This window comes from Corynebacterium afermentans subsp. lipophilum, assembly GCF_030408375.1.
GTDB classification, from domain to species: domain Bacteria; phylum Actinomycetota; class Actinomycetes; order Mycobacteriales; family Mycobacteriaceae; genus Corynebacterium; species Corynebacterium lipophilum.
Window position 1 is genome coordinate 1,729,200 of the sequence record NZ_CP046530.1, and the last position, 25,174, is coordinate 1,754,373.

Genomic DNA, 25,174 nt, shown 5'->3' on the forward strand with positions numbered 1-25,174 from the left:
TCCTTGTCTTGTTTTTTAACGGTGGATTGACTCCGAGAACTGTACCCACCAAATTGCGGAAACGGTAGACGAGAGCAGCTACCCGCCGCTAGGCATCGGTGCCGGCGAGCCCGCGGCGCTCGAGCAGCGGGCGGGTGTCCTTGTCGCGGCCGCGGAATGCACGGTAGGCCTCCGCGTAGTCGCGCGAGGAGCCCTTGGACAGGATCGTCTCGCGGAACTTCGCGCCGGTTTCCCGGTTGATGCCCTCCTCGGCGACGAGCTGGTAGCCGTCCGCATCTAGCGCCTCGGCCCACAGGTAGGAGTAGTAGCCCGCGGAGTAGCCGCCGGCGAAGATGTGGTTGAACCAGGTGGAGCGGTAGCGCGGCTCCAACCCCTCGACGTCCAGGCCGAGATCGCGCAGGACGTCTGCTTCGAAGGCGTCGATGTCCGAAGGGATGTCGTCGGTAAGCGAGTGCCATGCAAGGTCGATCGCTGATGCCGCGAGGTACTCGGCGGTGGTAAAGCCCTGGCCGAACTGGCGCGAGGCCTCCATCGCCTCCAGCAGCGGCGTCGGGATGACTTCGCCGGTGTCCACGTGGCGGGCGTAGTTGCGGGCGATCTCCGGGGCGAAGGCGTAGTTCTCGTTGATCTGGGAGGGAAACTCCACCCAGTCGCGCGGGACGTTGGTGCCGGAGTGCGAGGGATAGCGCACGTCGGAGAGCAGGCCGTGCAGGGCATGGCCGAACTCGTGGAACAGGGTGGTCACCTCGTCGATGGTGAGCAGGTTGGAGCTAATCGACATGACGTTGACCACCACCGGCTTCGTCCCGGCGAGGTGGGACTGGTCCACAAACGAGCTCATCCACGCGCCGCCGCGCTTGGACGGGCGGGCGTTGTAGTCGGTGAGCAGCAGCCCGATGCCGGTGCCGTCTTCTTCCTTGACCTCCCACACGTCCACGTCGTCGCGGTAGCCGGCCAAATCCTCGCGCTTTTGCACCGTGATGCCGTACAGCAGGTTAGCGGCATAAAAGACGCCGTCGGTGAGCACCTGCTCGAGCGGGAAGTACTTGCGCAGCTCCGCCTCGTCGATGCCGAGCTCCTCCTCGCGGCGCTTGGCCTGCCAGTACGGCCAATCCGCGCCGCCGAGCTCCTCGCCGGCCAGCTCGCCGGCGAGTTTGCGCTCGGCCTCGGCGTTCGCGGCCGCCGCCGGCGCCAGGTCGGCGATGAGCTGGCGCGCTGCCGCGGCGGTGCCGGCGGTCTCCTCCGCGATGACGTAGTCGGCGTGCGTGTCAAAGCCGAGCAGCTTCGCGCGCTCCTGGCGCAGACGCACCGATTCCAGCACGATGTCCGGGTTGGTGTCCTTGCCGCGGGCACGGGAGGCGTCGAAAAGCTTGTGGCGCGCAGAGGACTCCTCGAGCTCCGATTGCAGCGCCTGGGTGGTGGGCAGCTCGATCGGCACCACGTAGCGCCCGCCGTCCTCGTAGGCGGCGAGCTGGTCGTCGGAGAGCCCCGCGAGTTCGTCGCGGGTGAGCTCCACCGCGAGCTTCTTCGTGTCCGCCAGCAGGTTGCGGCCGAAGCGCTCGGACAGCTCGCTCAAGCGCTGGTTGATCTCCTGCAGGCGCGACTTGCCGGCGGCGTCCAGGTCGGCGCCGCGGCGGGTGAAGCGGCGCAGCAGCTCGTCGTGCAGCCTGCGCGATTCGGCGTCTTCCGGCACGTCGATGCCCTTGATGCGCTGGTAGAGCGCGTCGTTCTGGTAGATCGAGTCCACGTGCGCCGACAACTTCGGCACGATGCGGTCCGCCACCGCGTCGAATTCGTCGGTGGAGTCGGTGCCCTGCAGGTTGAAGAACCAGGACATCACCCGGTCCAGGTCTTGCCCGGCCAGCTCGAAGGCTTCGACGGTGTTTTCCCACGTCGGGGTGTCTGCCGTGGTGATGTCGGCGATTTCCGCGGCGTGGCGCTTCAGCGCTTCTTCAAACGCGGGCTCCACGTGCTCCAGCCGGATCGCGGCGAAGTCCGGCAGGTTGTACGGCAGGGTCGAGGGGGTCAGAAGCGGGTTTGTCATGGCGGTCAGTGTATGCGGATACGATCTGCCGCATGGGTGAAACGGAAATCACATGCGCGGCCGGCACCATCGTGGGCACTGCCCGCGGCGGCAAACGCGTCTTCGACGCCATCCCCTACCTCGCCGAAGCGCGCCCCTTCGACGACCCGGCGCCCATGGAGCAGGGATTGCTTATCGACGCCACCGCGCCGAACCCCAACGCACTTGCCATCAGCACCCCGGTTAGCGCGCGGCCCGGCACGGACTGCCCCGTGGTGGTGTGGCTGTCACAACCGGTCGAGCTGGGCGATGGATTCGTCGAGGTGCACGTGCCCCACCGCCGCGGTTTCGAAGGCTTCCTCCCCTTTGCCGCGGACGCCATCGGGCACTTCCGCGGCGTCGCGGACGTCAAGCTCGCCCTGCGCTGGGTCCAGCAAAACATCGAGGCGTTCGGCGGCGACCCCACCAACATCACCGTCGTCGGCGCCGGCGAGGAGGCCGCGGTGGCGCTGTGGCTGTGCCGGCGCGACCACTACGCCGGCGAGTTCCGCCGGGTGTGGGCCGCGGATCCGGTGTTCCCGCGCGCGCCGTACGAGAAACGCAAGTGGATCGTGCGCTACCTGCTGTCCGCGCCGCTGACGCGTGCGAAGCTCAACGAGTTGGCGGAAAATCGGCCGGCGAGGATTGGGCGGAGCTATCGTCGATACGCAAAGTTCTTCGGACCCATGGGCCCGCAGCCTTACGACGCTGCCGAGCTCGCCGACCTCGCAACCGTGCGCGTTAAAGAAGCGCTGGACCCGCACGCGATCGCCGAGTTCGCCCGCTAGTTGTTCAGGTTGCCCTTGAAGGTGACGTTGCCGATGGTGAACTCCGCGTCCCACAGGTTGCCGGTGGACACGTCGAAGGGGTATTTCGCGTTCACGGTCGCGCCGGGACCCAGCGGGCGGTCCAGGCCCACGATGTCCACGCCGGCCTCCTCCGCAATGGGCATGAACTTCGCGTCCTTCATGTCCGGGTTCGAGGTGGAGTTGACGTTGTAGCGCAACTTCGGCTCGAGGGCGTCTTCCGGGAGTGGCGCGTCCGACTCGTTGGTGATTGCCACCACCACGACCGAGCCGCCGTTCGGCGCATACGAGGAGCCCTGCCACTTGTACGACAGCTCCATCGCCGGGTCCTTCACCCGTTCGCCGTTGACTTCGTCGCTGACCAGCGGGGACATGTGCGCCTCTTCTTTTGTCGCGGTGGGAAGCTTTGCTGCACCACTTTACAGCCCTAGTAGGGTGTCGAAATTATGCAGTCTTTGATGCGCGTTGTCCGCAGCGCTTCCGCCCTCTGGCCTTTCTATATCGCGGTTGTCGCGGTGTCGACGCTGGTGGCTGGTCTGGGGTTGGTCACCCCGTTTCTGCTGAGGGAGGCGACGGACACGATCGTGGCCAAACTTGGCGACGCCTCCCTGCCCGACCCCACCCAAACCGTCATCTGGCTCGCCGTGGCGCTGTTCGCCGCCGAGGCCATGGCTTCGGTGCTGCGCAACGTCTCCGGCTACTTGGGCGACGTGATGGTCGCGCGGATCCGCCAGATCCTGTCCACGCGGTATTTTGCCAAGCTGCTGGCACTGCCGCAGCGCTACTACGACAACCAGGTCACCGGCACCATCATCGCCCGGCTGGACCGCTCAATCGCCAACGTCACGCAGTTCATCCAGTCGTTCACCAACAACTTCTTGCCCATGCTGATGCAGGTGGCGGCGATTTTGGTCATCACCGCCTACTACTACTGGCCGTTGACGGTGCTGCTGGCACTGTTGTTCCCGCTGTACACCTGGCTCACCGCGCTGACGTCGAAGCGCTGGCAGGTGTTTGAGAAGAACAAAAACGCCAACATCGACGAAGGCAACGGCCGCTTCGCCGAGGTTGTCGGCCAGGTGAAGGTGACCAAGTCCTACGGCGCAGAAGTGCGCGAGCTGGAAAAATTCGGCCGCCACTACGCCAACACCGTGGACATCACCCGCCCCCAGTCGCGCTGGTGGCACTCCATGGACACCCTGCGCGGCGTGGCCATGAACCTAATCTTTTTGGGCATCTACCTCATCTTGTTCACCCGCACCCTGCACGGGCACTTCACAGTCGGCGAGATGGTCATGCTCATCCAGATGGTCACCATGGCGCGCCAGCCGGTGACGATGATGAGCTGGATCGTGGATTCCGCGCAGCGCGCCATCGCCGGCTCGCGCGACTACTTCAAGGTGATGGACGAGCCGGTCGAGCCGACCGCCAACCGGCAGCTCGTCGCGGCGACGAAGGCGTCGGGTATGCCGGAGGTCGTCGCTAAGCAGCAGGCTCCCCTGCAAGTGCGCGAGCCGGTTATCGCCTTCGAGGACGTCACCTTCGAGTACATGGAGGGCGAGCCGGTGCTTCACGACGTCAACTTCACCGCCCACGAAGGCGAAACCATCGCGCTCGTCGGTGAATCCGGCGGCGGCAAATCCACCATTGTGAACCTGCTGCTGGGGCTGTACCCCATCACCCGCGGCCGGCTGCGCGTGTGCAGCGAAGAACTATCCGAGTTGGACGTGGAGAAGCTGCGCGCCACCACCGGCGTGGTGTTCCAGGAGGCCGCGCTGTTTTCCGGGTCGGTGTTTGAAAACATCGCCTACGGCAAGCCGGACGCCACGCTCGAGGAAGTTGTGGAGGTGGCGAAGCGGGCGAACGCCCACGAGTTCATCATGAAGTTCGCGGACGGCTACGACACCGTCATCGGCGAGCGCGGCCTGCGCCTTTCCGGCGGGCAGCGCCAGCGCGTGGCCGTGGCGCGCGCCATGCTCAAAGACGCGCCGATTTTGATCCTGGACGAGGCCACCTCCGCCCTGGACACCAAAGCCGAGCGCGCCGTGCAGGCCGGCCTGGACCAGCTGATGCAGGGCCGCACCACCATCATGATCGCGCACCGGTTGTCCACCATCGCGGGGGTAGACACGATCATCACACTTCGCGACGGCCACGTGGACGAGATCGGCTCCCCGGAAGAGCTGGCTGTCTCCGGCGGCATCTACTCCGAGCTGTTGCGCCTGACCGCGTCCTCGTCCGCCGCGGACCGGAAGCGCCTCAAGGCGTTCGGGTTCCACGTCGACGGCGGGGACGGCGAGGACGAGGCAGATGGCGACGAGGCGTAGCGCGCTGACTAGATTGCGACTATCCGGATCAGCTCTTCGAGACCCCGAAAATCAGCTGGGTTGCGAGTGTAAAGGTCGAGGCCCTCCGCCATCGCGCAACTCGCGATCAACAGATCGAATGCTCGGCGTGCCGGTTTCCTACCCGACTGGATCACCGCAGCGTAAATGACTGCATATGCGTGAGCAGCGCGTGCATCAAAAGGAATGCAGTCGACGAGTTCGCTAATTACATGCGCTTGATTCGCCCGCCTCGCTACTTCAACGGGATCCTTCGCTGCTGCCGGCCCAGCTTGAATTTCCGCCAACGTGATAGCTGAGATGGACCACGAGTCTGGGAGCTCATCCGGATCTATCTCGTCGAGGGAAAACAGCACAGACGTATCAAGTAAGCCGTTACTACCCACGAGGCTCAATTCCTTGGTCTACGTACGCGTCTATGTCCTCTCGGAACTCTTTGAAGTCCACCTTCTGAGCCCCTTCGAGGGCAGCAATCAGGTCGTCTTTCCTCGCGAATCTCGGCTTCTTCAGTGGCCGCAGCTCCCCCACAGGATGCGAATTACTAGTAATCACGAATGTCTCCCCCTGAACTAACGCACGCATGATCCGCCCACTGTCGTTTCTCAACTCTCGCTGGCTGATCATCTCTGTCATGATCCGACCGTAGCACCGTGTGCCACCATGAGGAAGGGGTAGCCCCGAATCAAACTGTCGAGTCCTTCCCACCCCGGCGCTACCGTGGGCCCCATGCAATTCCCCGATCTTCACACTCTGCAAGCCCGCGGCACGAGGAAGTGGACGCAGTTCAATCCTGACGTGCTGCCGCTGTTTATCGCGGAGAGCGATTTTCCCACCGCGCCCGCTGTGAAGCAGGCGATTGTGGATGCTGCCGAGCGCGAGATGTTCGGCTACACGCCCGCCCCGCACGCGCACCGCCTGGGCGAGGCGGTCGCCGGCTTCTACGCGGACCGTTACGGCTGGCGCCCTGACGCGGAGAAGATCTTCCCGGTCGCGGACGTGGTGCGCGGCGTGATGCTGGCCATCCAGTACTTCACCGAGGGCGATGTGGTGGTCCCGGTTCCCGCCTACTTCCCGTTTTTGGATGTTGCGGAGGTCGCGGGGCGCAAGCGTATCGACGTCAGCTCCGCCGGCGGCCTCGATCTGGCGGAAGTGGAAACCGCGTTCCAAAACGGCGCGGGCAGCATCATCGTGACCAACCCGTTCAACCCGGGCGGCTACGTGTTCACCGAGGAGCAACTCGACGAGGTCTGCGCGTTGGCGCGCAAGTACGGCGCCCGGGTGATTGTGGACGAGATTCACGCCCCGCTGGTCTACGACGGCACTCACGTCTGCGCCGCGGCGAACAACCCGGACGTGTGCATCACGGTCACCGCCACCTCCAAGGCGTGGAACGTCGCGGGCCTGAAGTGCGCGCAGATAATTTTTTCCAACGACGAGGACGCAAAGACCTGGAACGCGATGTCGGGCGTGGCGAAGGACGGTGTGGGCACCCTGGGCATCGTCGCGGCGGAGGCCTGTTACGACCACGGCCGCGAGTTTCTGGACGAGGAGATCGCCCAGCTCAAGGCCAACCGCGACTGGCTGGTGGAGCACCTGCCGAAGGCAGTGCCGGGTATTGAGATTGAGGTGCCGGCGGCGACGTATCTGATGTTTTTGAATTTCAAGAACACCAAGCTTGTCGACGAAAAACCCGCCGCGTGGCTGCGCCGCCACGCCAAGGTGGCCATGAACGAGGGAATGGACTTCGGCCCCGGCGGCGAGCACCGCGCGCGGATGAACTTCGCCACCTCCCCGGAGATCCTGGAGGAGGCGGTGCGGCGGATTGGCGGAGCCGTCGCAAAGCTTTAGCGTTTCACTTTATGGAACCCTATTCCCATCTGGCGGTCGGTTGGTTTAGACTCTAGGGAACTTCAACCCAACTAGAGAGGAACGACCATGGGTTCCACAGTGGTGTCACAGCCTGAAGGTGGCTCGAAACGCTCCGCCAGCGCGATCGTTGTCACCAGCCTCGCGCTGTTTTCGATGTTCTTCGGCGCGGGCAACCTCATCTTCCCGCCCATGCTGGCCGTGGAAGCCGGCGACAACTTCTGGCCGGCGCTGATCGGCTTCCTCGCCACCGCTTCCCTGCTTCCGGTGCTGGCCGTGATCGCCATTGCGCTGTCCGGCTCGAACCTCCGCGACCTGGCGCAGCGCGCCGGCTCCATCTTCGGCGTTGTCTTCCCGGTGCTGGCGTACCTGTCCATCGGTGCCTTTTACGCGCTGCCGCGCACCGGCGCCGTCTCCTTTGAAACGGCGATCACCCCGCTGTTCGGCCTCGAATCGTTTGCCGCCTCCGGCATCTTCAACGTGCTGTTCTTCGGCATCGCGCTCGCGCTGTCCTGGAACCCCACCACCATCATGGAGAAGCTGGGCAAGTTCCTCACCCCGGCGCTTCTGGTGCTGTTGATCGTGATGATCTCGGTGGCCGCGTTCCGCTGGAGCGCCGAACCGGCCGCGCCGAACGAGCCCTACGACGACGGCCCGCTGACCGCCGGCTTGCTCGAGGGTTACCTCACCATGGATTCCATCGCCGCACTGGCGTTTTCCATCGTGGTCATCTCCACCCTGCGCCACCGCGGCTTCAGCGAGGGCAAGCCGCTTGTCAACGGCACCATCACCGCCGGTGTGGGCGCCGGCCTGATGCTGGGCCTGGTCTACATCGGCCTGGGTCTGATCGGCCGCGTCATGCCGAACGCCGCAGAGTTCGACAACGGTGCCGGACTGCTCGCTGAGGCCGCCAACCTGACCATGGGCGGCGCCGGCCAGGCCGTGTTCTCCGCCATCGTGCTGCTGGCCTGCCTGACCACCGCGGTGGGCCTGATCACCGCAACTGGAGAGTACTTCTCCGAGCAATTCGCCGGCTCCTACCGCCTCTGGGCCGTGATCTTCGCGGTCACCTCCATGGTGATCGCTACCCAGGGCCTGGAGTTCGTCATGGCCATTGCCGCACCGGTGATTGGCTTCCTCTACCCGCCGGCGATCACCTTGATCGTGCTGACGCTCATCGAGCCGGCCTTCCGCGCCCGCACCCGTTTTAGCTGGGCGTTCTTCCTGCCGCTGTGGACGGCCGTGGTGTGGTCCGCCATCGAGACGTTGATCTCTCTGGAGTGGGCCGCAGATGCCCTGACCCCGATTGTGCAGTGGGCGCCGATGTTCGACGCCGGGCTCGGCTGGGTTGTGCCGGTGCTCGTCGCCTTCGCCATCGGCCTCGTCGTGGACTTCGCCCGCCCCAAGCCCGCCATGATCCCGGGCACCATGGAATCCGTCGAGGGCGAGGACCTGTCCGCGGAGGGCGACGCTGTCCCCGTCCTGCAAGCTAAGGACTAGTACGGTGGGGCGGCATGAACGCTCCACTTTCTCTCATTGATTTCTGCACCCGCTACCCCGGCGAATCCGTCGGCGAAGCGACGCAGCGCTCCGTGGCCTTCGCCCAGCAGGCGGAGGCCTTGGGCTATTCGCGCATCTGGTACGCGGAGCACCACAACATGTCCAGCATCGTCTCCTCGTCTCCGGCGGTGCTGATCAGCCACATCGGCGCGAAGACCAGCCGCATCCGCCTCGGCGCCGGCGGCGTGATGCTGCCGAACCACTCCCCGTACGTGATCGCCGAGCAGTTCGGCATGCTGGAGGAGCTCTACCCCGGCCGCATCGATCTGGGTCTCGGCCGCGCGCCGGGCACCGACCAGCAGACCCTGGGCCGGGCGCTGCGCCGGGACCCCCGCGCAGCCGAGAACTTCCCGCAGGACGTCCAGGAGCTGCAGGCGTGGCTGTCCAACACCTCGCCGCTTCCCGGTGTGACCGCGATGCCGGGCTTTAACACCAACGTGCCGCTGATCATCTTGGGCTCGTCCATGTTCGGCGCTTCTTTGGCAGCGCAGCTGGGTCTGCCGTACGCGTTCGCGTCCCACTTCGCCCCGCAGCACCTGGAGCAGGCCACCGCCTACTACCGCGACAACTACCAGCCCTCCGAGCGCCACCCGGAGCCGTACTGCATCGCCGCAGTCAACGTCACCGCCGCCGAGACCGAAGAGGACGCGAAGCGCCAGACGAAGGTGGTACACCGCAACCGCGTGCGCGCATTTATGGGCCGGCAGGGCAAGCAGCTTTCCGACGACCAGCTGGACACCGTGGTCAACTCTTACCAGGGCCGCCAGATCATCGACATGCTGCGCTACACCGCAGAGGGCACCGGCGAGCAGGTCGCCGAGTACCTGGAGGCGTTCCGGAAAACCGCCCAGGCCAACGAGCTGATGATCTCCCTGCAGTCCGCCAGCCACGACGAGGTGAGCCGGTCCATGGAGATCCTCGCCGAAGCCTGGGGCTAAGCAGGAAAACACCTCGGGGTTTGTGGGACAGTCCTCCAACTAATAGGAGTTACGCGATGGCTGGTTTAGTATCAGGTGTCGTTACATTCCAGGTTGTCTAAAAAGGACGTGATTCCGCCCATGGCGCAACTGCCCACCGGCCCGCTTCGCCGCCCGCAGCAGCACGAGGAGATCGCGGACTACCTGCGCGACGAAATCTTCGCGGGCCACATCCCGGCCGGCGAGTCGCTGCCCAGCGAGGTAGAGCTGTGCGAGCAGTTCAACACCTCCCGCGGGCCGGTGCGCCAGGCGGTGGCCACGTTGCGCGCCGAGGGGCTGTTGTCCTCCGGCCGCGGCCGCCGCTCGTTGGTGCTGTCCAACACGCGCACCGAGACGTTCGAGGAGATTTTGTCCAACACCTCCTGGCTGTTCCGCATGGGCAAAGACCCCAGCGAGGACATGGAGCAGTTCGGCATGGACACCGCCAGCGAGGAATTGGCGGAGTACATGGGCATTAACCCGGGCGACGAGGTCTTCGTGGTCCGCCGCGTGCGCAGCGCCGACGGTGAGCCGGCGGTGATTGAGCGGATGGCGTTTTTGCCGTCGCTCGCAGAGGTCATTGAAACGGTGGACACGTCCGAGCAGTCGATCCACCGCGAGCTCATCCGCGCGGGCGCCGACTTCAACAACATCTCGCGCGCTTTCACCATCGAGCAGGCGGACGCGGATACCGCCTCCAAGCTGGGCATTGCCGAAAATGCGCCGGTGCTGCGTGTGAAGATCAAGGCGCTGACCCACAACGGCGACGTACTCGAAGCCGCCGAGCACATCTTCCGCGTGGATAACCTCTCCTTCGGTCTGAACAACGTGCGCGGGCACTCCTCCCCGATCTGGTTCCAGACTGAATCCGAGATCCACTAACCTTTCCCTCATGCATCCAAGGACTCTGGTGGCCGCGGCCGCCTTGGCCCTCCCGTTGGCAGCGTGCGGTGATTCCGCACCGCGCGACAACGTGGTGGTGGCGGCGTCGGCGGCCCCTGCGGGGTTGGACTTCACCACCACCGGCGGAGCGGCCGCACCCCAGGCGCTGGTGGGAAACGTGTACGAAACGCTGGTGCGTATCGACGCCACCGGCACCCCCGTGCCCCACCTCGCCGAACGCGTCGAGCGAGACGGCGGCGTATTTACATTCCACCTGCGCGACGGCGTGACGTTTGCAGACGGCACACCGTTTACCGCCGACGACGCAGCCTTTTCCATCCGCTACGTGCAAAACGAGTGGACCAACGGGCTGAAAGCCCAGATGGACCCGGTCACACACGTCGAGGTGGTAGACGAGCACACACTGCGCGTGACCGTCGAAGGCGGCGAGGCTGCCGAAGACGCATGGCTGTGGACCATGGGCACGCTGACGGGGGCGATGATGACACCGGCAGGCGTCGATAAGCTTGCGACTGCTCCCCTGGGCACCGGGCCGTACACCGTGAAACGCTTCGACGTCGGCGAAGCAATCGAGCTCGACGCGCGCGAGGATTACTGGGGCGGCGATGTCGCGCACGACGGGCTGATCCGCTACTTCGACGACCCGGTCTCCGCCGTCAACGCGCTGCGCGTGGGCGACGCTGACGTGGTGTGGGGCATGCAGGCGCCACAACTGATCGACACCCTGCCGGAGGACATCCGCGTCGAGGTCGGCACCACCAACGGCGAGGTGCTGCTTTCAATGAACAACACCCGCGCCCCCTTCGACGACCCGGATGTGCGCCGCGCCGTGGCCTACGCGGTGGACCGGGCGGCGGTCAACGAGGTGGTCTACAACGGCCTGGGCACCGACACCGGAGGCGCGCCCGTGCCGCCGACGGACCCCTGGTACCCGGGCCGCGACTTCTACCCCTTCGACCCGGACAAGGCCCGCGAGCTGCTCGCCGGGCGCACCCCGGACATCACCATCACCGTGCCCAACCGCCCCTACGCGCAAGAGGCAAGCGAGCTCATTTACTCGCAGCTTCAGGACGTCGGCTTCCGCGTGCGCCTCGAGACCGTCGAGTTCCCCGCGGTCTGGTTGAACCAGGTGCTCAAAGGCCACGACTACCAGGCATCGCTCGTCTCCCACGTGGAGCCGCGCGACGTGCCCATGCTGTTTGGCAACCCGGAGTACTACCTGGGCTACGACAACGCGGTGGTGCGCGAGCGCATCGCCGCCGGCGACATGGCCGGGGCGGTGGAGCAGATCATGGACGACGCCGCGGCGCTGACCCTGACCAACGCGCCGAACATCGTGCTCTACGCCCCCGGGGTTTCCGGCCTTAACCCGAACGTGGTCACCGACTCGCTGCCGTTGAACGAGGTGGAGAAATGATCCGCACCATCGGCAACCACATCCTGCGCTTCGTCCTGCTGCTCGCCGCGGCGAGCGTGGTCATTTTCACCTTGCTGCGCGCGGTACCCGGCGACCCGGCGCGCGTGGCACTTGGTGTCTCGGCCACCGAGGAGGCCGTCGCGGAGCTGTCCACGCGCCTCGGGCTGGATAAGCCGCTGCCGGCGCAGTACTTCGATTGGGTTTCCGGTCTGCTCACCGGCGACTTCGGCATCTCCATGGCCTCGGGCAAGGACATCACCGACACGGTGATCGAGCGCGCCGGGGTCTCGCTGACACTCACCCTGGTGGCCATGGCGGTGTCCCTTGCCGTGGCGGTGCCGGTGGGTGTCTACCTGGCCCGGCGCGCCCACGCCCCCGGCGGCGTGCTCGTCGGCGCGCTGTCGCAGGTGGGCATCATCGTGCCGTCGTTTTTAGTCGGCATCGCCCTGGTCGCCCTGTTTTCGGTGCGGCTGGGCTGGCTGCCCGCCAACGGCTGGGGCACGCCTGCGCATGCGGTGCTGCCGGTGGCCTCGCTCGCACTGGTGCAGGCCTCGATCCTCACGCGCTACGTCGCCGCTTCCGTGCGCGAGGAGATGGGCAAGGATTATGTGAGGACGGGCAGGGCCCTTGGTGCGTCGATAGGCAATGTGCTTTTCACCTCGGCGCTTCGAAACGCCGCGCTGCCGGTGATCACGGTCGTCGGCGTGCAGCTGGCGTCGCTGGTGGTGGGCGCTGTGGTGATCGAGCGCGTGTTCACGATTCCTGGTTTGGGCACCATGCTTCTCGACGCAGTAGGCAACCGCGACCTGGCCACCGTGCAAACCGTGATGATGGTCATCGTGGCATTCACCCTGGTGGTGAACCTGATCGTGGACCTGACGTACTCGGTTGTGGACCCGCGGATTCGGAGGCAGGCATGAGCTGGCAGCGCAAAGCAGGCGCGGTGATCGTCGCGCTGGTCGCCCTGGCGGCCGTGGTGTCGCTCGTGTGGACGCCCTACGACCCGCTGCAGACCGAAGTCGCCGCGCGGTTGCAGGGCACGTCCGCGGCGCACTGGATGGGTACCGACCAGTTCGGCCGCGACATCCTCTCGCGCGTGATGGACGGCGCACGGCTGACGCTGACCGTGGCCGTGGGTGCGGTCGCATTATCCGGGCTGATCGGCGTACCGCTGGGAATCTGGGCCGGCATGCGGCGCGGCGCGTCGAGGTTTGTCATGGCCGGCGCCGACCTGCTGCTCGCCTTCCCCGCGCTGCTTTTGGCGATCGTGTTCACCGCCGTGTTCGGCGCCTCCATCTGGATTGTGGTGCTGGCCATCGGCATCGCCGGCATCCCCGCCTTCGTGCGCGTGGCGCGCGCCGGGACCATGCAGGTGATGCAGCGCGACTACATCCTGGCCGCGCGCATCGCCAAGGTCTCCGGGCCTGCGATCGCGTGGCGGCACGTGCTGCCGAACATCTGGCCGCTCGTGCTCACCCAGGTCTCCGTCGCGGTCGCGCTGGCCATCCTGGCGGAGGCCGGCTTGTCCTTCCTCGGCCTCGGCGCGCCAGCGCCCTACGCCTCCTGGGGCCGCATGCTGCAGGCCTCCCAGCCGTACCTGGCCACCTCCCCGCACCTGGCGCTGTGGCCCGGCGCCGCAATCGCGCTGACCGTGCTGGGCTTCAACCTTCTGGGACACGCTGATGATCGACGTTAAGCACTTATCCATCCCCGGCATCCTGGACGACATCACCTTTTCCGTCGCGCCCGGCGAGCGCGTGGGCATCATCGGCGAGTCCGGCTCCGGCAAGTCCGTCACCGCGCTTTCCATCATGGGCTTAAGCGACCTGCCGGCGGAGGGCTCCGTCACCGTCGACGGCACCGAGATGGTGGGCACCCCGGACCGCATGCGCCGGCGCGTGCGCGGCAGGAAAGTCGCGATGGTGTTCCAGGAGCCGATGACGGCGCTGGACCCGCTGAAAAAGATCGGCAAACTCGTCTCCCGCGAGCTTCTGCGCGAGGTCGGCGTGGACCGCCCCGGCGCCTACCCGCACGAGCTGTCCGGCGGGCAGCGCCAGCGAGTGCTGATCGCGCTGGCGCTGTCGCAAAACCCGGACGTGCTCATTTGCGACGAACCCACCACCGCCTTAGACGCCATCGTGCAGGCGGAAATCCTGGAGCTTTTGGACCGCCTCGTGCGCGAGCGCGGCATGGCGCTGCTGTTCATCTCCCATGACCTCGCCGTGGTGCGCCGCATGACCGACCGTGTGCTCGTGTTCAAGGGCGGGCGCATGATGGCGCCGGACTCCGACTACGCCAAGGCGCTTGCCGCCGCAGCCGAGCCCGGCCCGCCCGCCGAGGCGATCGCGCTCGGCGAGCCGGTGGTGACCCTGGACGGCGTCTCGCTGCGGCGCGGGCACACCCTCGCCGTCGACGACGTGGACCTCACCGTGCGCGCCGGCGAGCGCCTCGCCATCGTCGGCGGGTCCGGCTCTGGCAAGACGTCGCTGTTGCACCTCATCGCGGGCCTGCGCGAGCCGACCTCCGGCACCGTGCGCGTGCAAGGTGACGTGCAGATGGTCTTCCAGGACCCGTACTCGTCGCTGGATCCGCGGATGGCCGTGAGGACGTCGATACGCGAGGCGGGCGTCGATGCCGCCCGCGCCGACGACGTGCTCGCGCGCGTGGGGCTCGAAGGCGCCGGCGACCGCACGCCACGTCAGTTCTCGGGCGGGCAGCGCCAGCGCATCTCGATCGCGCGCGCCGCGGCACCACGCCCGAGCATTTTGCTTGCCGACGAGCCCGTCTCCGCCCTCGACGCCACCATCCAAGACCAGGTGCTGGATCTGCTGCGTGACACCGTCGGCAAGCACACGCTCATCTTTGTCACCCACGACCTGAAGGTCGCCCGCGAGCTGTGCCCCACTGTGGCGGTGATGCGGCACGGGCGCATCGTGGAGCAAGGGGAAACCGAAAAGATCTGGGCGGCACCTGAGCACCCATACACGCGCGAGCTACTCGACGCAGTGTTGTAAGTGGGTGCTGTAAATTGACGGCCATGAGTATGTGCGTCGTCGGATCCATCAACGCCGACCTGACCGTCAACGTCGAGCGCCACCCCACCCCGGGCGAGACCCTGCTGGGCGCAGGCGGCGGCATCACCGCCGGGGGCAAAGGCGCGAACCAGGCCGTCGCCGCGGCGAAGCTGGGCACCCCGGTCGTGCTCGTCGGCGCGACCGGCACCGACGCCAACGCCGACCCCGCCACCGCGATCCTCCGCGAGGCCGGCGTGGACATGCGCCACGTCGAAGAAGTTGAGGCAGTCACCGGCCTGGCCGTGATCACCGTCGCGGCCAACGGCGAGAACACCGTCCTCGTGGTGCCGGGGGCGAACGCGCTGGTGGACGCGGCATTCGTAGACAGGCACGCAGACGCTGTGGAGAGCGCCGAGCTGGTGCTGCTGCAAGGCGAGATCCCCGCCGACGGGTTTGCGCGCGCTGTGGAGTTGGCGCGGGGGCGCGTGGTGGTCAACCTCGCACCCGTCGTCGACGTGCCGCGCGAGGCGCTGCTTGCCGCCGATCCCCTCATGGCCAACGAGCACGAAGCCGGCCTGATCCTGGAGCAGCTCGGCCTCGACGGCGCGGGCACGCCGGAGGAGCTGGCGCGGCGCCTGCTGGACGCCGGGTTCGCCTCCGTGGTGCTCACCTTGGGCTCCGCGGGCGCGCTGGTGGCCACCGCCGAGGAGCTCACCCACATCGACTCGCCCAAGGTAGAGGCGGTGGACACCGTCGGCGCGGGCGACTCGTTCGCGGGCGCGTTCTGCCACCGCATCCTCGAAGGCGACAGGATGGCCGACGCCGCGGCGTTCGCCTGCCGCGTCGGCGCGTTCTCGGTCACCCGGCCCGGCGCGCAGCCGTCCTACCCGTCCGTGGGAGACGCGCTGCCAGAGATCTAGATGTACTGACCGGACACGTTGATCGACTACATGCCGTGAGGTCACTTCCTGGTTGGTGCCACTTGTTATACTTGTTATACTTGTGGCACCAACCAGGAGGTCAGCATGGACATGGATCAAACGCCCCCACCGGGCAAGTACGCCGCGACGGTCAAGGTCGGCCCCAAGGGACAGGTCGTCATCCCCAAGGGCGCGCGGGAGCTCTTCGATATTCACCCGGGCGACACCCTGCTCCTGCTCGCTGACGCGAACCAAGGGATCGCTTTGATGCGCCAGGAGACGCTCGATCAGATCGTCATGCAGGCGATGCCTAGCCATCAGGCCCCCGTGGACTCCGAGGGTGATGAGGGATGAAGAATGTCGTGAGCTGTGCGGCTGTCAGCCGCAACTTCGGCAGCTTCACTGCCCTCGAAGACGTCTCCTTCAAGGTCCGCGAAGGAGAGATCTTCGGGGTCGTGGGCCCGAATGGTGCTGGTAAGACGACCCTGTTGAACTGCCTGGAAGGACTGGACCGCCCCTCGTCTGGGCACGTCGAGGTGCTCGGCTGCGACCCCATCAAGGACCAGCACTTGTTGGCTCAGCAAATTGGGGTCCAGCTGCAAAGCGCGGCCCTGCCACCTCGTCTCACTGTGCAGGACGCCCTCGAGCTCTACTCCGCCCTCTACGAGCGTCCGCGGCCTTGGCGCGAACTGCTGAAGGATCTGGGGATCAAGGACAAGGCCAACGCCCGCGTTGACAGGCTCTCGGGTGGGGAGCGTCAACGAGTGTTCGTCGCCCTCGCCTTGATCAACCGTCCCCAGCTCGCTTTCTTGGACGAGCTCACCACCGCTCTCGATCCTCAGTCACGTCGAAACATGTGGGACACCGTCGAGCACGTCCGCGATAGCGGTGCAACGGTCGTTCTCACAACCCACTACATGGAGGAGGCCGAACGGCTATGCGACCGTGTAGCCATCATCGACCACGGCCGGTTGGTTGCTTTGGACACAGTGGCTTCCCTCATCCAGCAACACGCCGGCGAAACCACGGCGAAGCTCATCCTGTCGGCGTCGCCTAGCGCAGAGTTCGACCTCAACGGAGTTCCTGGCGTGACCAGCGCTCGAACAGAGGGACGGGAACTGACCATCCGTGGCGCTGCGGACGGGCTGCAGGGCGTCCTTGCTGCACTGGCGGCACACCGCATCACCGTAACGAGCATGAGCACGACGACCCCCGGCCTTGAAGACGTCTTTCTGGCCCTCACCGGTCGCCACATCACCACCGAGGAGCAGGCGGCATGAACGCATATCGAGCCCTTCTCAAAGCCCTATGGCGCTCCCAGCGCCGCGACCCTGTAGGCCTGTTCTTCTCTTTCGGTTTCGCGCCGGTTTTGGTGCTGGCCTTGGGTGTGATCTTCGGTAACGATCCGCGACCGGAGTTCGGTGGACGGGGATTCCTCGATGCGACCCTGCCCGCCTTCGCCTCTCTTGTTCTCGCCATGATCGGGGTCCTCCAAGTGCCCGTGGCGATGCTGACCCTTCGTGACACGGGCGCACTCCGACGCCTGAGTCTTACGCCGCTGCGTCGTTCCACCTTCATCGCAGCGAGCCTCACCGTGCACTTCGTCGTAGGTATTGCGGGCATGCTCACCGCTTTGGCGATTGGGATCGGGGTTTTCGGGGTGCCCATGCCTAGCCACGTCCCAGGTGTCCTGGCCGTGTGCCTCATCGGGCTCAGCACCTTCCTCGCAGTGGGTTGCGCGCTTGCGGCGCTCTATCCGTCCGCCACTGCCGCTACGGGCATAGGGAACGTGCTCATGATCCTGCTCATGCTCACATCCGGAGCCTTTACGCCATTGGCGGCGATGCCGTCGGCGATTCAGCAGATCGTTAAGTATTCACCCGTCCGTTGGTTCGTCGAAGCCGCTCAACACGCGTGGGACGGCGACCCACTAGCCGCCATGATCATGCCGGTGTTTCTTCTGTGCGTTGTACTCGCTGTCGCTGCTCTCGTTGGCCGGTGGCGCTTCCAGTGGGAGCCGGTCCGATGACGACGCACGCGAACGCCGCTCTCACACCTCGCCACCGACTCAAGGTCGCCCGCCTCGTCGTCGACGAAGGATGGCCGATCAGCGAGATCGCAGCCCGGTTCCAGGTGTCGTGGCCCACCGTGAAGCGTTGGGTCGACCGCTATCTGTCCGGCGAGTCCATGCAGGACAGGTCCTCGCGCCCGAAGAACTCACCGACCAAGACATCGCTCGCGGTCACGAAGCGCTGTATCAGCCTGCGAATGAGGCTGCGAGAAGGACCGGTTCAGCTCGCCGTGCGCGTCGGTGTCGCTCCATCGACCGTGCACCGCATCCTGCGCTCGGCTCGATTGAACCGACTTGCTTACCTCGACCGCGCCACTGGCGAGCTAGTTCGCCGGTACGAACACCGCTACCCTGGCTCCCTCGTCCATGTAGACGTGAAGAAGTTCGGGAACATCCCCGATGGCGGTGGCTGGCGCTACGTGGGCCGCCGCCAAGGAGAGAAGAACCGTTCCGCCACCCCCGACAAGCCGAAGAACAAGTGGCGCGATCCCAAGCTCGGGTACGCCTTCATCCACACCGTGATCGACGATCACTCACGAGTGGCGTACTCCGAGGCCCACGACGACGAGACCGCCACCACTGCGGTCGCTGTGCTGCACCGTGCGGTCGAGTGGTTCACCGATCGTGGTGTCACTGTCGAACGAGTCTTATCAGACAATGGCGGTGCCTACCGCTCGCACCTGTGGCGCGGCACCTGCGAGGAGCTGTCCATCACCCCGAAGCGGACCCGCCCCTACCGGCCGCAAACCAACGGCAAGGTCGAACGCTTCCATCGCACAATGGCCGACGGATGGGCTTACGCTCGCTGCTACACCAGCGAGCAGGAGCGTCGCGACGCACTCGCTGACTGGCTCCACCACTACAACCACCACCGGCCGCACACGGCCTGCGACTACCAGCCGCCCATCTCCCGATTGACCAACGTCCCCGGTCAGTACATCTAGACCCCCTACTCTAGGCCCCAGCCATGTCCAGCAGGCGGCCCAGCACCGCCTCGCCGTGGCGGCGCAGCCCGTCGTGCTGGTAGTTGTCCGTTTCAAAGACCTGCGCGCCGATCGCGGAGGCGGTTTCCAGCGACAGCTCGCGCGGGACGAAGATGTCGTCGGCGTAGACCGCCGCGTAGGCGTCGTAGCCGCCGGAAAGCCCCGCGTACAGGTTGGGCCAGTCGTCTTTCGCCGCCAGCTCGTGCGCGACCTGTGTAAACGGGCGCAGCGCCGGGTCCTCGTCGAATTGGAACGGGAAGATGTGCTCGCCGGTGAGGTAGAACTCCGCGTCGTCCGGGCTGGCGTCCGGCGCAAACCCGTCCAGCTCGCGGGACGCCCGCTCGGCCGCCCAGTTGGTCGCGCCCGGCACCGTCCCGCCGTAGATGCTCTCGTGCACCGCGGCGTACAGCGGGCCTTTGGCGAAGCTGACGCGCTCGCACACCTCCGCCAGAAAATCGGTGCGCAGCCGCCCGTTTTGGTGGAACGGCGCCTCGAACAGCCGCGCCAGCGACTCGAAGCCGCCCTCTCGACCCAGCTCAATGCCTACAGTGCGCAGCCGGCGCGCGCTCAGGCGCTCCCCCGTCGGCAGCAGCTCCTCCTGCGCCTCGAGGTGGCGGCACACCTCGCGCACCATCCGTTCGGCGGCCGGGTATTGCTCGTTGAACTGCAGGTGGCGGTGCTTCAGCTTGGCAAAGGTCGCGCGGTACACCTCGTCTGCGCCCCTGCCTATCGACGGCACACCCCCGGTAAACAACGCCCTGCCCACACCCTCCGGGCGCGCGGCCAGGTAGTGCATGAGGCAGAACCCGCCGAAGGACTGCCCCAGCACATCCCACCGTTTCAGACCCATCTCCTGCCGTAGCGCCTCGGCGTCCTCGACGATGTGGTTGGCGCGGAGTTGGGTGAGCACTTTAGCGTCGATAAGCGAAGGTGTTGCGGCGTCGATGCGGGTGGAGCGGCCGGTGCCGCGCTGGTCTAAGAGCACCACCTGGTAGCCACGGGACAGCGCGTGGGTGATCCACGCGAAGCGCTGGCGCGGCGCAGGAAACCCCGGACCGCCCTGCAGGTACAGCAGCGCGGGAGCTGCCGGGTCGCCGATAACGCGGGCGAAGACGGTTAATCCGCCGCGGGTGATTTCGATCTCGTGCATCAGTCCAGCCTTTCAAACAGGCCGCGGGCAACCTCGGCGCCATGCGCCCAGATGCCGTCGTGGAACCACTCGGAGTGCGCCCACACCTGCAAGTTCAGGGTCTTGCGGGCGGATTGGATGGTCAGCTCGTACGGGATGAACACGTCCTTTTCGTACAGGATCGCCGCGGCCGGAACCGTGTTTGCGGACATGTCCTGCGCCTGCGCCTTTAGGTCCGTGCGGTGATGCACCTGGTCCACCGCATCGTAGAAGGGGATCAGCGCCGGGTCTTCCTCGAAGTGGGTGCGGAAGAAGTGGTTGCCAAGCAGGGGCAGATCATAGAACTCCTCGCGCCAGATGCGGTCCGCGGACCAGTTCACGGCGTGGCCGGGACGTGCCATCACGGTCTCGTGGATCACGGCCCACAGCGGCATGGTCTCCAGCGAGATGATGCTGCCGAGCTTCGCCAGGAAGTCACCGCGCAGGCGCTTCTCCCCGCCGCGGGTGGTAAACGGCGCCTCGAACAGGTTGGCCAGCCGGGCGAAGTCGTCGTCCTCGCCCAGCAGCACGCCGGCCATCTTCATCCTGGTTGCGGACAGGCGCTCCCCGGTGGGCATGCGCTCGTCGTGGTTGTCCAGGTGGTCCGCAACTTCTTCGACTCTGCCCTTGATCCACGGGATCGCGTCGAAAAGCTGCTGCTGCCTAGCCGCGAGCAACTGGAACGTCAGCCGGTTGAACGCGTCGACGTCCATCTCCGGCTCCGGCACCGCGCCCGCCAAGTGCACGCGGCGCAGACCTGACGGGAAGTAGGACAAGTACGAGCCCGCGCACGCGGCGCCGAAGGAATTGCCCAGCAGGTCCCACTGCTCAAGGCCCAAGTGCTGGCGCATCGCCTCGGCGTCCGCGGCCACATCCGGCGGGCGCAGGTGCGCGAGCATGTCCGCGGTGATGCGCTCGGGCGTGGTGCGGTCGATCTTGTGGGAGCGGCCCGTGCCGCGCTCGTCCATCAAAAACACGCGGTAGCGCTTCAACGCCTCCGGGATCCAGTCCATCAGCATCCGCGGCCCGGGCTTGCCGGGCCCACCCTGGAAATACGCGATTGCGGGCAGCGAGTCGTCGACAGAAAGCTCGCGACAGAAGACGCTTATGTTGCCTAGCGACGCATCCTCACGGCTCACCGGCACCTCAACCTCGTGCTCGCGCACGGCGACATCCGGCAAGAAAACGGTGGAGCCCATGGGATACCCTCCAACTATGAAAGTGCGTTCTTACCAGGACATCGGACACGATTTCCTCGTCCCGGAATCGTTCAGTGCAACGATGCTACCGGAGTGGCGGTTGGCGTCCTTTTCTCTGGTGCTGCCCATCCCCGAAGCCGCGAGCCTGACTCGCGACGGCGCACCGTTCGACCTGGGTACACGCGGCTGGGCCTACGGCCGCGACAAGGGGCTGCGCACCATTGAAAACCCCATGTGGGACCCGGAAGAAGGTGTCTTCCGCAAGCCCGACGAGCGCGAGGGCTACTACGGCGACGTCATCGTCGAAGGCGGCCGGCCCTACTACAACGACGTACGCAACCGGTTCCTGGAGCCGGTGCACGACGCCGTGGGCGCGGGCTCCGTCGACGCAGACGTGAAACGCACCGCGGACACCCGCCCGCACGCGAACCGGGAGGTGTTCGACCACTCGGAGTTGGATGAGGTGGTTGAGGCTAACCGGAGGCGTCGCCAAGCAAACGCCCCTGCCACCGAAGAGATGGAGCTGGCTGGCACGGGCTGGGACCCCGCGATCGCCGCGCACCACATCGTCTTCGACGAAGTCCCCAACGAAACCGCCTTCGAACTGGTCAACTACGACCATCAGGTGGCGTGGGAGGACCAGGTTCGCGGCACGCGCGACAGCCACGGCACTGCGACGCTGCGGCTGCTGTCGGCGGAGGTGCTGCAGTTCCACGACCTGCACCTGACCAACTTGGCCGCCAAGGTGCCTGAGCCGGCGCACGTGGTCAGCGACTTTCTGGTGCTCAACGTGGTGGCGGAGAACCTCTCCTCGGCCACACTGGGGTTCTTGAGCGCCGCGCTGACCAAGCCACGCAACTCGGTGCAGTTCTACGACCGCGCCGGCGACTACGACTACAGCCCGCCGCAGCTGTACGCCCTAACCAAGTTCGTCAACATTGCCGTGCGCGAAATCGATTCTGCGCTCGGGCGCGAGACCTCGATGAAGCTGTCCACCAGCGGCGGGCTCGTGGCCACCTGCGAAGGCGAGCGCTCGAGCACATTCACGTTGCCCGCCCCGCAGCGCGTGGCCATGGCCATTCCCAACCCCGCGAAGCCGGAATCGGTGCTGGACACCTTGAGCGAGGGCAACAACGGCTCGGTGCCTTCGCGTATCGACGCTCCGTTGGTGCTCGACGACCCAGACAGCACCTGGAAGTGGCACGAGCAGTGGGCCTGGCAGATCCTCACCGGGGCGGACTCCTACCCCGAGCAGGTGCCGCTGCAAACGCCCGAGGCGCTAAGCGGGTTTGTGGCGGCGAAGCTGTCGTCCTGGACCGTGATGACGTCCGAATCCGGCGTGGGCATGGTGCGCAGCAAATCCGCCAGCCGCGAAGGCATGCGCTACTGGTCTTTGGCCAACACCCGGTTCGTGGACCTGGTGATGCTGCAGATGCGCGCCCAGGCGGGCGAGACGCACCTGCGCAAGTCGTTGAAGATCATCGGAGACTCCGCGGCGCACACCAGCCGTGCAGATGGCGCCGCTGGCACGGAGCAGGTGCAGCGCCAAGCGTTGCAGGCGGACCTGGAGCGCCTGGAGAAGCTGCAGCTGGACCACATTGAGATCCGCGACAAGCTGTGGTTTAGGCGCGTGCCGGGCCGCGACATCGACACCCGCGTGCTCAAGGGGCTGCAGCGCGCCACCGGCTTCGACCAGCTACGCGACGACTTCGACACCAAGGTCAAGTCCCGCCAAGGCGTGATCCGTACCCAGTTCGAGCAGGTCTCGGGCGAAATCGCCGAGGCGGAGGCGAAGCGCTCCGAGGCAATGAACCTGATTTTAGGTTTCGTCGCCGCGGCCATCGGTGCCCCGGACTGGGCCGAGGCCGCCGGCTGGGAGGGCCTGTGGGGCAACCTCGCCATGGGGCTGATTATCTTCGTGCTGATGTTCGCACTGGTGTGGGCCCTGCAGGCGATGTTCAGGAAGGCCACGAAGCAGGGACGCCACCTCCGCTTCGTGGAGGAGTAGCTACTCCTCGCCGTCGGTGGACAGCGCCGCCACGAACGCCTCCTGCGGCACGGTGACCGAGCCGATGTTCTTCATGCGCTTCTTACCGGCCTTCTGCTTCTCCAGCAGCTTGCGCTTGCGGGAGATGTCGCCGCCGTAGCACTTGGACAGCACGTCCTTGCGCAGCGCGCGGATGTTTTCGCGGGCGATGATCTTCGAGCCGATGGCGGCCTGAACCGGCACCTCGAACTGTTGGCGCGGGATGAGCTCCTTGAGCTTTTTGGTCATCTTGTTGCCGTACCACTGCGCCGAGTCCTTGTGCACGATGGCGGAGAAGGCATCCACCGGCTCGCCTTGGAGCAGGATGTCCACCTTGACCAGGTCCGCGAGCTGCTCGCCAGCCTCCTCGTAGTTGAGCGAGGCGTAGCCCTTGGTACGGGATTTCAGCATGTCGAAGAAATCGAAGATGATCTCGCCGAGCGGCATGATGTAGCGCAGCTCCACGCGGTCCTCGGAGAGGTACTCCATGTTCTTCATCTGCCCGCGCTTGGACTGGCACAGCTCCATGGTGGAGCCGACGAACTCCTGGGGCACGATGATGGTCATGTTCACGATCGGCTCGTAGACCTCGGGGATCTTGCCGCTGGGCCAGTCCGAGGGGTTGTGCACGAGCTGTTCGGTGCCGTCCTCGGAGACCACGCGGTAGGTCACACTCGGCGCGGTGGAGATCAGGTCCAGGTCGAACTCGCGCTCCAGGCGGGTGCGGGTGATCTCCATGTGCAACAGGCCCAAGAATCCGCAGCGGAAGCCGAAGCCCAGCGCGACGGAGGTTTCCGGCTCCCAGGTCAGAGAGGCGTCGTTAAGCTGCAGCTTCTCCAAGCTCTCGCGCAGCGTGGGAAAGTCCTCCTGGCTGACCGGGAACAGGCCCGAGTACACCATGGGCTTGACCTCTTCGAAGCCCTCGAGCGGTTCCTCAGCGCCCTTGGAAGCCCAGGTGACGGTGTCGCCGACGCGGGTGTCGCGCACGTCTTTCACGCCGGTGATGAGGTACCCCACCTCGCCGGGGCCTAGCCCCTTGGTCTTTTTCATCGTGGGCGAGACGACGCCGATCTCGAGGATCTCGAGTGTCTTGCCGGTGTTCATCATCAGCACCTTCTGGTTCGGCTCGAGCTTGCCGTCCATCATGCGGATGTAGGTGACCACGCCGCGGTAGGTGTCGTAGACCGAATCGAAAATCAACGCACGCGCCGGCGCGTCGGCGTCAGGCTCCGCCGCGCCCGACGGGGCAGAAGGAGCCGGAACGAGGTCCACCACGCGGTCCAGAAGCTCCGGCACGCCCTCGCCGGTTTTGCCGGAGACTCGCAGCACATCCTCCGGTTCGCAGCCGATGATGTTGGCGATCTCCAGGGCGTACTTCTCCGGGTCCGCCGCCGGCAGGTCGATCTTGTTCAGAACCGGGATGATCTCGAGGTCGTTGTCGATGGCCATGTACAGGTTGGCCAGGGTTTGCGCCTCGATGCCCTGGGCTGCGTCGACAAGCAAAATTGCCCCCTCGCAGGCGTCCAAGCTGCGGGCGACCTCGTAGGAGAAGTCGACGTGGCCCGGGGTGTCGATCATCTGCAGCACCATCTGCTCGCCGACGTGATCGCCGGTCTTGGGCACCCACGGCAGGCGCACGTTTTGCGCCTTGATGGTGATGCCGCGTTCGCGCTCGATGTCCATGTTGTCGAGGTATTGGTCGCGCATCTCGCGCTCGTCGACGACGTTTGACAGCTGCAAGATGCGGTCTGCCAGCGTGGACTTGCCGTGGTCGATGTGCGCGATGATGCAGAAGTTGCGGATCCGGGCGGGGTCCGTGAACGTTTCCTCTGCAAAGTTTGTCGATTTGGCGGCCATAGTTGCCACATCCTACTTTGC

The 25,174-nt window shown here is 65.9% G+C and carries 23 protein-coding genes; 16 read left to right on the forward strand and 7 right to left on the reverse strand.

Going from position 1 to position 25,174, the window contains the following annotated elements; genetic code table 11:
- Nucleotides 1-88: 88 nt before the first annotated feature.
- On the reverse strand, nucleotides 89-2,044 hold the full coding sequence (locus CAFEL_RS08285) for a M3 family metallopeptidase (protein WP_194559692.1): 1,956 nt from the start codon (nucleotides 2,042-2,044) through the stop codon (nucleotides 89-91).
- Nucleotides 2,045-2,076: 32 nt separating this feature from the next.
- Here CAFEL_RS08285 and CAFEL_RS08290 point away from each other — a divergent pair, with 32 nt between their 5' ends.
- Entirely contained in the window at nucleotides 2,077-2,850 is a 774-nt protein-coding gene (locus CAFEL_RS08290; protein ID WP_194559693.1) for a carboxylesterase family protein, read from the forward strand.
- Here the strand turns inward: CAFEL_RS08290 and CAFEL_RS08295 are convergent.
- Nucleotides 2,847-3,242: a hypothetical protein gene (locus tag CAFEL_RS08295; protein WP_194559694.1), complete on the reverse strand. Its 396-nt coding sequence runs from the start codon at nucleotides 3,240-3,242 to the stop codon at nucleotides 2,847-2,849. The genes CAFEL_RS08290 and CAFEL_RS08295 overlap by 4 nt on opposite strands.
- Nucleotides 3,243-3,314: 72 nt before the next feature.
- On the opposite strand from CAFEL_RS08295, the gene CAFEL_RS08300 reads away from it, so the two are divergent.
- On the forward strand, nucleotides 3,315-5,195 hold the full coding sequence (locus CAFEL_RS08300) for an ABC transporter ATP-binding protein (RefSeq protein ID WP_194559695.1): 1,881 nt from the start codon (nucleotides 3,315-3,317) through the stop codon (nucleotides 5,193-5,195).
- Between the two features lie 8 nt (nucleotides 5,196-5,203).
- Here the strand turns inward: CAFEL_RS08300 and CAFEL_RS11255 are convergent, their stop codons facing one another.
- Together CAFEL_RS11255 and CAFEL_RS08305 are read right to left on the reverse strand one after the other, a co-directional pair.
- Nucleotides 5,204-5,599 (reverse strand): type II toxin-antitoxin system VapC family toxin, encoded by a 396-nt coding sequence (locus tag CAFEL_RS11255; protein ID WP_353959466.1) that lies wholly within the window; start codon nucleotides 5,597-5,599, stop codon nucleotides 5,204-5,206.
- Nucleotides 5,592-5,846, reverse strand: coding sequence for a type II toxin-antitoxin system Phd/YefM family antitoxin (locus tag CAFEL_RS08305; RefSeq protein WP_194559696.1), 255 nt, complete (start codon nucleotides 5,844-5,846; stop codon nucleotides 5,592-5,594). Before CAFEL_RS08305 ends, CAFEL_RS11255 begins: the two co-directional genes overlap by 8 nt.
- A gap of 93 nt (nucleotides 5,847-5,939) precedes the next feature.
- On the opposite strand from CAFEL_RS08305, the gene CAFEL_RS08310 reads away from it, so the two are divergent.
- The 13 genes from CAFEL_RS08310 (at nucleotide 5,940) to CAFEL_RS08370 (ending at nucleotide 18,864) form a co-directional block, all read left to right on the forward strand.
- Complete coding sequence (locus tag CAFEL_RS08310; RefSeq protein WP_194559697.1) at nucleotides 5,940-7,061, forward strand: MalY/PatB family protein; 1,122 nt, start codon at nucleotides 5,940-5,942, stop codon at nucleotides 7,059-7,061.
- 87 nt (nucleotides 7,062-7,148) lie between these two features.
- Nucleotides 7,149-8,579 carry a branched-chain amino acid transport system II carrier protein gene (brnQ, locus tag CAFEL_RS08315; protein ID WP_194559698.1) on the forward strand — a complete coding sequence of 477 codons (1,431 nt, stop codon included), beginning with the start codon at nucleotides 7,149-7,151 and terminating at the stop codon, nucleotides 8,577-8,579.
- Nucleotides 8,580-8,593: 14 nt separating this feature from the next.
- Nucleotides 8,594-9,577 carry an LLM class flavin-dependent oxidoreductase gene (locus tag CAFEL_RS08320; protein ID WP_194559699.1) on the forward strand — a complete coding sequence of 328 codons (984 nt, stop codon included), beginning with the start codon at nucleotides 8,594-8,596 and terminating at the stop codon, nucleotides 9,575-9,577.
- Nucleotides 9,578-9,697: 120 nt separating this feature from the next.
- On the forward strand, nucleotides 9,698-10,477 hold the full coding sequence (locus CAFEL_RS08325; protein WP_194559700.1) for a GntR family transcriptional regulator: 780 nt from the start codon (nucleotides 9,698-9,700) through the stop codon (nucleotides 10,475-10,477).
- Nucleotides 10,478-10,487: 10 nt separating this feature from the next.
- Complete coding sequence (locus CAFEL_RS08330; RefSeq protein WP_194559701.1) at nucleotides 10,488-11,915, forward strand: ABC transporter substrate-binding protein; 1,428 nt, start codon at nucleotides 10,488-10,490, stop codon at nucleotides 11,913-11,915.
- Complete coding sequence (locus CAFEL_RS08335; protein WP_194559702.1) at nucleotides 11,912-12,835, forward strand: ABC transporter permease; 924 nt, start codon at nucleotides 11,912-11,914, stop codon at nucleotides 12,833-12,835. The genes CAFEL_RS08330 and CAFEL_RS08335 overlap by 4 nt, the downstream gene beginning before the upstream one ends.
- Nucleotides 12,832-13,611: an ABC transporter permease gene (locus CAFEL_RS08340; RefSeq protein ID WP_194559703.1), complete on the forward strand. Its 780-nt coding sequence runs from the start codon at nucleotides 12,832-12,834 to the stop codon at nucleotides 13,609-13,611. The genes CAFEL_RS08335 and CAFEL_RS08340 overlap by 4 nt, the downstream gene beginning before the upstream one ends.
- Nucleotides 13,598-14,929: an ATP-binding cassette domain-containing protein gene (locus tag CAFEL_RS08345; protein ID WP_194559704.1), complete on the forward strand. Its 1,332-nt coding sequence runs from the start codon at nucleotides 13,598-13,600 to the stop codon at nucleotides 14,927-14,929. Before CAFEL_RS08340 ends, CAFEL_RS08345 begins: the two co-directional genes overlap by 14 nt.
- A 23-nt stretch (nucleotides 14,930-14,952) precedes the next feature.
- A complete protein-coding gene (locus CAFEL_RS08350) occupies nucleotides 14,953-15,849 on the forward strand; it encodes a ribokinase (protein ID WP_194559705.1) in 897 nt (298 codons plus the stop codon).
- A gap of 105 nt (nucleotides 15,850-15,954) precedes the next feature.
- Nucleotides 15,955-16,203, forward strand: a complete 249-nt coding sequence (locus CAFEL_RS08355; protein WP_018021349.1) for an AbrB/MazE/SpoVT family DNA-binding domain-containing protein — start codon at nucleotides 15,955-15,957, stop codon at nucleotides 16,201-16,203.
- Nucleotides 16,200-17,129: an ABC transporter ATP-binding protein gene (locus CAFEL_RS08360; protein WP_194559706.1), complete on the forward strand. Its 930-nt coding sequence runs from the start codon at nucleotides 16,200-16,202 to the stop codon at nucleotides 17,127-17,129. Before CAFEL_RS08355 ends, CAFEL_RS08360 begins: the two co-directional genes overlap by 4 nt.
- Complete coding sequence (locus CAFEL_RS08365; RefSeq protein WP_194559707.1) at nucleotides 17,126-17,878, forward strand: ABC transporter permease; 753 nt, start codon at nucleotides 17,126-17,128, stop codon at nucleotides 17,876-17,878. The genes CAFEL_RS08360 and CAFEL_RS08365 overlap by 4 nt, the downstream gene beginning before the upstream one ends.
- A complete protein-coding gene (locus CAFEL_RS08370; RefSeq protein ID WP_194559708.1) occupies nucleotides 17,875-18,864 on the forward strand; it encodes an IS481 family transposase in 990 nt (329 codons plus the stop codon). The genes CAFEL_RS08365 and CAFEL_RS08370 overlap by 4 nt, the downstream gene beginning before the upstream one ends.
- Nucleotides 18,865-18,874: 10 nt before the next feature.
- Here CAFEL_RS08370 and CAFEL_RS08375 read toward each other — a convergent pair whose 3' ends face one another.
- Nucleotides 18,875-20,053 (reverse strand): alpha/beta fold hydrolase, encoded by a 1,179-nt coding sequence (locus tag CAFEL_RS08375; RefSeq protein WP_228496192.1) that lies wholly within the window; start codon nucleotides 20,051-20,053, stop codon nucleotides 18,875-18,877.
- On the reverse strand, nucleotides 20,053-21,270 hold the full coding sequence (locus CAFEL_RS08380; RefSeq protein ID WP_194559709.1) for an alpha/beta fold hydrolase: 1,218 nt from the start codon (nucleotides 21,268-21,270) through the stop codon (nucleotides 20,053-20,055). Before CAFEL_RS08380 ends, CAFEL_RS08375 begins: the two co-directional genes overlap by 1 nt.
- 16 nt (nucleotides 21,271-21,286) lie before the next feature.
- Between CAFEL_RS08380 and CAFEL_RS08385 the strand changes: the two genes are divergently transcribed.
- Nucleotides 21,287-23,278, forward strand: a complete 1,992-nt coding sequence (locus tag CAFEL_RS08385) for a hypothetical protein (RefSeq protein ID WP_194559710.1) — start codon at nucleotides 21,287-21,289, stop codon at nucleotides 23,276-23,278.
- Here CAFEL_RS08385 and lepA read toward each other — a convergent pair whose 3' ends face one another.
- Entirely contained in the window at nucleotides 23,279-25,153 is a 1,875-nt protein-coding gene (lepA, locus tag CAFEL_RS08390) for a translation elongation factor 4 (protein WP_194559711.1), read from the reverse strand.
- Nucleotides 25,154-25,174: the final 21 nt, after the last annotated feature.